6 protein-coding genes and 1 pseudogene are annotated in these 7696 nt (G+C 68.2%); all 7 read right to left on the minus strand.

Going from position 1 to position 7696, the window contains the following annotated elements; all coding sequences use genetic code 11:
• Positions 1-2188: Eco57I restriction-modification methylase domain-containing protein (locus tag BKE38_RS13770; protein WP_076957884.1), on the minus strand; the 2188-nt coding region annotated here is incomplete at its 3' end.
• Entirely contained in the window at positions 2185-3852 is a 1668-nt protein-coding gene (locus BKE38_RS13775; protein WP_207553567.1) for an Eco57I restriction-modification methylase domain-containing protein, read from the minus strand. The genes BKE38_RS13775 and BKE38_RS13770, both read right to left, overlap by 4 nt.
• Positions 3853-3941: 89 nt before the next feature.
• A complete protein-coding gene (locus BKE38_RS13780; RefSeq protein WP_207553568.1) occupies positions 3942-4208 on the minus strand; it encodes a ribbon-helix-helix domain-containing protein in 267 nt (88 codons plus the stop codon).
• Between the two features lie 150 nt (positions 4209-4358).
• Positions 4359-4822 (minus strand): annotated as a pseudogene (locus BKE38_RS13785) (transposase); the annotation flags it as partial.
• Positions 4823-4880: 58 nt separating this feature from the next.
• Positions 4881-5012, minus strand: coding sequence for a hypothetical protein (locus BKE38_RS33635; protein WP_278247622.1), 132 nt, complete (start codon positions 5010-5012; stop codon positions 4881-4883).
• Between the two features lie 26 nt (positions 5013-5038).
• Positions 5039-5200, minus strand: coding sequence for a hypothetical protein (locus BKE38_RS32080; RefSeq protein ID WP_165694185.1), 162 nt, complete (start codon positions 5198-5200; stop codon positions 5039-5041).
• 188 nt (positions 5201-5388) lie between these two features.
• Positions 5389-7696, minus strand: a 2308-nt coding sequence (locus tag BKE38_RS13790; RefSeq protein ID WP_131829591.1) for an autotransporter outer membrane beta-barrel domain-containing protein, incomplete at its 5' end; no start/stop codon positions are given.

Consider the following 7696-nt stretch of genomic DNA (forward strand, 5'->3'; position numbering starts at 1 on the left):
CCTGGCCGAGCTCGGCCAGGCACGCTCCTCGGATACGCGCAAAGAGGTCCCGCGTCGCTGTGCCGGCGAATTGCCAGGCGTCGGCGCCCAGCTCGGTTACAGGGATCGTCGTGACTTCGCCCAGCATGCCGTAACGCCAAGCCACCAGCACCTCGACCCGCTCCACCTGCACCACGTCGCAGCCGCGGCGGTCCAGGACCAGGAGACACGTGTAATTCGAGGCTTGGCGCCCGAAGACCTGCTGCACCCCGAAATGCACAACCTGCTCCAGGCCACGGCTGCCAGCGATCAGCTCGCGGAGCGCACGGCCGGACTGGATGGTCATGAACTTGTGTGGCACGATGACGCCCAGCCGGCCGCAGGGTCGGAGAAGGGTGAAGGCGCGCTCGATGAACAGTGCGTACTTGTCGAAGTTGTCCTGGCGCGCCGTTCTGTAAGGCGATTCCGCGTCCTGGTAGTACGTCGCCTCCTCAGGCGAGTAGGCCATCATGGTCTGGATACGGATGTAGGGGGGGTTGCCGACGATGGTGTCGAAGCCTCCCCGCGCCATCTCCGTCGGAAATTCATCCGACCAAGTGAGAGGGTTCACCTTCTCCAGCAGAGCGGTCGGCATGGCGCCGCGCACAGCGACCCACTCCGCGGCGCTTACCAGGCTGTTCCCGGGGCGCAGGACGGTGTCGAGAGCCGGGAGCGAAGGCCGACGGCGGCTCGCCACATAATCGCGCAGCGCCTCCCCCGTCTCACCCTCTATCAGCTTCAACAATAGGCTGAAGCGCGCGACCTCGACGGCGTTCGCATCAATGTCAACGCCCCGGATGTGCGCCAGCAGGATACGGCGCTTCTCCTCGAACAGCAGGCGCCACTGCCCGCCGGGGCCTTCGTAAATGACGCTGCCGGCGTGGCGCGCTGCTCCGTCGGCGACATACCACGCCAGATAGTAGTCGAGCAGGAAATCGTAGGCGGAGAGGAGGAAGATCCCGGAGCCGCAGCAGATATCCGCGACGGTGAACGTGGTGAGGTCGGCTGGCGTCCTGCCGGCCAGGGCCGGGCCAATGGTGCGCTGGACGATCGTGTCCACGACGTAGCGCGGGGTCGGTACCACCCCGCCCGCTTCGCGCACCTCTGGTTTGCTGACGATCTGGACGGCGCCAGCCTTGACAATGATGACCTCGCCGAGGAACTGCTCGTAAATCTCGCCGAGAACCTCCGTCTCGACGACGGCAAAGGTATAGGGACTCTGGGGGTAGTAGAGCTCGGCGATGATACTTCCCAGCACATCGTCGCCGATCCGAATGCCAAGCCGTGCGTCGTCCAGCAAGTGAAAAAGGCCGGAGTTGTAGAAGGTGTCAGCCCGCCGAAGCTCGGCCATCAGCGCGTCGAAAGTGCCGGTGCCGGGCAGGCTTCGTAGATTTTCGTATCGCTCGATCTCACGGTCCTCGCAGATGCGCAAGAAAACGATGCGAGAAAGGAAGATTTGTACCGCGTAGGTTAGCTCATGCGGACTGAGGCCGGGCGTGCGTGCGTGAATGTCAGCGGCGAGACGTTCCCGCCACGACCGTACCTGCTGCAGGAAGAAGCCGTCGAACTGCTCCGTGCCGTGTCGGGTTACGTCGACGGCGAGGCGGCGGTCGAAATCGCCGGAGTAGACGGCGGCCCGCGACAGCAGCGCCCACAACTCGTCGAAGCGGACGTCGAACTCGTCGTAGCCAACAAGGAGGAGGCGGGCCACATGCGCCTCGTCGGTCTGCTCCGGACGGGGAATGCAATCGTAAACGGCTAGCTGGTGGAAGTTTGTCAGCACCGAAATTGGCAAACTGGCTGAGTAACCGTAGCGACGCGTCTGGAACGCGGCGTCACGGTTTCGGGCGATGGGGACCCTCGGCTTCTTCGCCTCGACGAACAGCTTCCGCTGCCGCGCGAGGCGGAGCTCGTAGTCGGGCTTCTTTGAAAGCCGCTCGTCGCCGACGTCTACCGTGGCTTCCTCGACTACCTCGCGCAACCCGGGAGGGTGCCCCACAGAATTGTGCACGTCCCAACCGAAAGCCTCAAGGAGGGGCGTGATGAAGTCGGTCCGGGCCTGCGTCTCGTTGTAGCTGGCCTTGAGGTAGTCCGCCTCATTGCGTCGAAAGCCCTCAACTAGGGTAGCGATGCGCGTCCTGGCCGTGGCTTTGCTCGTGTCATCGCTCACTCGCCCATGTCCCGCACGGCGGCTCCCTTGCCCGCCCGCCGCCGTGCCATGCGGCGGTCGCGCATCTTCGTCCAGATGCCGCGCAAAGTGGCGCAATCTGCCTCCGATAGGCCCATGTGCCCTCTCAGGACAATGCGTGCATTTTCCTCCAAGACCGCGTCGAGACGGCCCACACGGATGAGCCGGTCTGCTTCGGCGATGGGCATGGCGCCGTTCAGCTCAGTGGGCATGAGGAGGCGTTCGGCCTCAGTAGGTTCCAGCTCCAGGACACCCCCACCGTAGCTGCGGCCCTCGATCTCGGCCGAGGCAGCGGTGAGCCAAGTGTAGGTGTTTGCGATGACCTGCTCCGGCTGCGCGGTCCGGCAGGTGAAGCGGTGGATGGTGTCCGTCGAGGTCGCGCCGGAGCTGTTCAGAACGATGCGTGGGAAGTCGTAGATCTGCCGGAACATGAACCCATCCGGTGTCCAGACAGATGGGACCTTGTACCATGGACTCCGGATCGAGCACTTGTAGCCTTTGTGAAACTCCTTCGACTCGCCGTAGCGGATGTACCGGCGGAGCGCCTCTGTTAGCCTGCCGGCCTGGTCGGCCGTGACGTTCAGAAGGTGGACGCGGTCACCCGCCGCGGCCAATTTGCTCCAATCGGCTTCGCCGAGCCGCGTCCCCTTGAGCTGCACAGAGCGCGAGACTAGCGGAGTGGTGTAGCCGCCAAGGCCGAGCTCCTCGACCTGGTCGGCCGAGAGGACGAAGAACTCGTTTTTGCCGGTGACGACGCCCACATCGATGCTGGCGTGAGTCTGCATAGCAGTAGTAATAGGCGCCGTGCGTAGTTCGCGCATGAAGGCGATCTCAGAGGCCGTCAAAAAGTACTTGAGCCACTTCTCGTGATCGTGGCGGATGGTCTTGGGCTGCGCGGCGGCCAGAACCTCGGCCGCCGTCTGGCGCATGATTTCCGCTACGGTCGCCGCCTCGGTGAGCGCGACACGGCAGTCGTTCACCTCCAAGGCTTCGGCCCGCGCGCCGTCTGCTAGGAGCAGCACGACTTCCTGCTCGGCCTTGTCGAAGAACAGCTCGTTGCAAGCGACCACGTCGACCCGCGCGAAGCGGTCTGTGATGAAGGAACGCAGCTGCGCAGCATAGGTGACCTGCAGCAGCTCCGCCGGAAGGACGAGCGCCATGCGCCCACCCGGTCGGAGGCTCAGCGCCGCCGTAACGACAAACGGGACCCAGATGTTGGTCAGGCGGTTCGGTGTTAAGCCGACCGCTCCCATAATCGCCATAGCCCGACTGCGGTGCGGCTCTGGAAAGGTCTGGTAGCGGATGAAGGGGGGATTGCCGACCACCACGTCGAAGGCGGGCTGAGAAGTCTCTTGCCACCATTCGAAGAAGTCCGACGTGCTCACAGCATCCTGGGCGCGGAGGCCGAGCAGCGGGCGCAGCCGGTCCCGCGCGCGGTCCGCCTCGCTGCCAATAACCTCTACACCAGTCAGCCGGTCGGCGATGGCTGGGCCGGGGAGCCCGAGCTCCGAGAACACCGACGCTGCGGCCGCAAGAAAGGTCCCGTCACCACAGCTCGGCTCCAGCAGCCGGTCTTCGACGCTGCGAATCGCCCAGGCGCACAGCCAAGCTGCGACCTCAGCAGAGGTGTAGTAGCCACCCCGCAACTTGTCTGCGTCGAGGTCGGCAAACCGGCCGCTGTTCGTGGCGCTAGCGGCTGCCCGGCTCCGCCCCGGAGCGCGGACGCGAGGTGTTCTCATTTCTTTCCCACGTGTAGGAGCGGCATGTCTTCCTTAAGCAAGCGGTCGATAGCCTCTCTGATGACCCAGGCGACCGAAACGCGATTCTGGCGCGCGATCTCAATAAGTTGGCGGCGCTGCTCAGGCGTCAGATTGACTGACTGACGGTGCAGGCAGCGCTCATCCGCATTGCTTGTTGCGGTGGTCGGCATACGCGTTCTTTCTGCATCAATATGCACCACCTTACACCATGAAAGTTCGCCAATCTCAAGCGGCTGAACCATCAAACATGCTTTCACATTTCTTCAAACGGTCGTTTGGGGTTAAAAAAAAGGGGCGGACAGGGTCAAATTGGGGGAGATGACTGCCCCGGGGGCCCAGTTCCTACCTCCGCGTCTCCACCGAGGGGCAGGGCCGCTCCGGCCTAGAGGCTGTTATGGACCCCCGGCCAGTCCCGCAACCTGCTTGAGCATGAGGCAGTCGAAGGCGACGAGGTGGAGATCGGCCACAGTAACTGGCGTAACGCTCGTAGTCCTTGACCAGGCGGCGGAAACGCGTGGCCCAGGCGAAGGACCGCTCGACCACCCAACACCGGGGCAGCAGCACGAAGTCACGCTTGGCTTCAGAGAGCTTCACCACCTCGAGCTCGATGCCGTGCGCCTTCGCGGCCGTGGCGGCACGCGCGCCGGTGAAGCCCTGATCGACATAGGCGAGATCGACGCTCTCTCCCGTCGAAGCCTGCACGGCCTGGGCCAGGCGCCCGACCTCGGCGCGATCGTCCGCGCTGGCGGGCGTGACATGCAGCGCCAGCAGGTGCCCCAGCGTGTCCACCGCCAGGTGCAGCTTCGAGCCCCTTCTTCCGCTTGGCTCGACGGTCTATCCATGCGCGGGACCCACTCCCGCGCGGCTCGGCTGCTGGAACACCCTTGCCCTCGCGCCATGACGGCGCGGGTTGGTCAGTTGTTGGCGGCGCCCGGCGCGACAGGCGCGGACAGCTTGCCGAACTCGCGGGCGATGATGCCGGCGATCTTGTCGTCGTCGCCGATCACGCGCCGTACATGCGGGGCAAGTTCCTTGCGGATCGCCACGACGCCTTTCGCGATGGCGGCGGCCTTCAGCGCGTCGCGCTCGAGGCCGATGGGAGGTGGCCGAAGTTCTCGTTCATGTCGCCGGCGACGCGGCTGGCCATGCCGACGATCTTGGCCAGCGAACTGTCCTTCGCTTCGCGGCGCAGCTTGGCGGCCCAGAGGCCAAGGGCGGCGGTGCCTTGGCCCACCAGGATGGTGACGGCGAGGTGGATCAGCCGGCCGAGACTTCGACCCTTGCCAAGGACACCAGTCCGATACCGGCATGACCAAGCGGAACTGTCCCGGCTGCGCTATGCTGTGCAAGCCGCGGTTCAAACGTGACGGATGAAGCGGTGGGCGGCATCCCTGTGCCCGAGCCGATCTGCTGCAGCCGCCGCTAGAACCGATAGGCCAGCCGCCCAACCCCCGCATGGGCGACGTAGTGGTCGCCGAGCTCCAGACGGTACAGCAGGCCGAGCTCCCAGTCGTCGGCGCCCAGCAGGTCGGCCCCAAAGGTGAGCTTCGCCAGCAGCTCCGGCATCGGCGTGCGCGCGCGGAAGCCGTCGCTGCCCTCCTGCCCGGCGAAGCGGGCGCGCGCCGCCCAGTCACCCGGCGCCAGGGCGGCGACGCCCAGGCTGGCATAGGGCCGCAGCAGGCTGGCCGCGCCGAGGCGCAGGCGCCCGCCCAGCTCGATCGCCGGCTCGGCGGTCAGCAGCGTGGCGCGCTCGGCCTCGACCGCCAAGTTGAAGGGCGCGGCGCCGCTCTCGGTGTAGCCGCCGCCGCGCAGATGCGTCAGATGCAGGTCCAGCCGCGGCTGCAGGTAGCCGCCCTCCAGCGGCAGCCGATAGGCGAGGCGGGCATGCGCGCCGGCGTGCCAGGCGGTGGGCTCGGCCTCGGCCGTGGCAGCGAAGCTGCCCGCCGAGAGGCGCCGCTTGCTGTCGTACCAGCCATAGCCGAGGTCGAGGCCGCCGGAGAGCTCCCAGCGCCCCTGCTGGAAGCGCAGCACGGCGCCCAGCATCATCGCCTCGCCGGAGACGCGCGAAGTGCCTTGGTCGCCGCGGAAGCTACTGCTCTCATAGGCCAGCGAGGCGCCGAGCGACCAGCCCGGCGCCAGCACCCGCTGCAGCCCGGCCTGGAAGGTCCAGCTGCGGGCCTGGTAGCCCAGGCTGCCGCCTCGGCTGCCCTGGTCGGCCTGGCTGCCCTGGGCGCGACCCCAGGCACAGCCCTCGGCATCCGCCGCATCGCGGTCGCCGCATTCATCCAGCATGGCGGCGACGAAGCGGTGGCTACTGGCCTGGCGGAAGACGGCGATGGCGCCCAGCGTCTGGCCCGACAGGCTGTCCAGGCTGCGGCCATAGGCGGCTTCGTCGGCGGTGCCCGCCAGGGCGGTGAAGCCGGCTTCGAGCGGCGCACCGCGGTCCCACAGCTGCTGCAGATGCGCCGCGACCCGGCGCTGATTCTCCCCCAGCCCGGCGGCGGCGCCGGCGAATTCTGCCACCGGCTGCAGCCGCAGGCTGTCGCCGCCGGCCAGCGTCTCGAAGCGCAGCAGGGGGGTGCGGGTGGCCGCCAGGCCGTCCTCGACCACCAGGCCGCCGGTCGCGCGCAGGACCGTCACCGGCCGGTTGGCCAGCAGCAGCGGCCGCACCTCCAGCGTGCCGGCCAGGCGGGCGGCGCCCAGCACCAGCAGCTGGTCGCTGGCGCCGCCGGCATGGTTGGTCTCCAACACCAGCCGGCCGCCCGGGCCCTGGATCAGCTGGCCGGTCAGCACGGTCTGGCCGGCGGTGCCGATGCCGCCCACATGCAGCGCGCCGTCGTTGCGCAGCGTGCCGCCGCCGAGGTCGATCGTCCCGGGGGCGGAGAGGATGCCGCCCGGCCGATTCGCCAGCAGGCTGCGGCCGGGCTGGTCGTTGAGGATGACGTCGCCCAGGATCTGCCCGGTATTGGAGACGGTGGTGTTGCCGCCCGGGTTGAGCGTCAGGATGGCGATGCCGCTGGAATCGGCGCGGCCGATCACCCCGGCATTGTCGATGCGGTTGGCCGTGCCGCCCAGCAGGCGGATCGCCGCCGCATCCTGCGCCGTCGCCGGCTGGCCGCTGCCGGCATCCGCCAGCCCGCCGGAGACGGCCGACGCCGCGTCGAGCGACACCTGGATCCCCCCAGCGCCGCTGCCATCGCTCTGCGCCAGGATGCCGGCCGAGCCCAGACCCGCGGCCACCACCCGGCTGCCGGTCAGCGCCACCGTCACCGCGCCGCCGGCGCCCTCGCCGCCGGCGGTGCCGCGCGCCTGGACATGGCTGGCGCCGTTGCCGTTCAGGTTCATCAGCCCGCCGCCGCCGCCGATGCTCTGGGCGAAGACGCCCGGCGCGAACCGGCCATTGGTCGCGACCTGCGCCCGGTCCAGGGTGATGCCGACTGCGCCGCCGGCGCCGTCATTCGGCCGCACCGCGTCGCCGGTGCCCAGCTGCGTCTGGCCGACCGCCGAGACATCGCCGGCCAGGCCGCCGCCGCCGCCGATGCTCTGCGCCAGCACGCCGAAGGCGCCGTCGCCGGCGGTGCGCAGCAGGCTGCCGGCCTGCAGCCGCACCGCCACCACGCCACCATCGCCGCGCGCGCCGCCGCCGCCGGGCCCGCCCGCCGGCACCAGCGCGCGGCCGCCCACGACCAGGCCGCCGCCGCCGCCGATCGACTGCGCGACGACGCCATGC

It is taken from the genome of Teichococcus deserti (assembly GCF_001982615.1).
GTDB lineage: Bacteria > Pseudomonadota > Alphaproteobacteria > Acetobacterales > Acetobacteraceae > Pseudoroseomonas > Pseudoroseomonas deserti.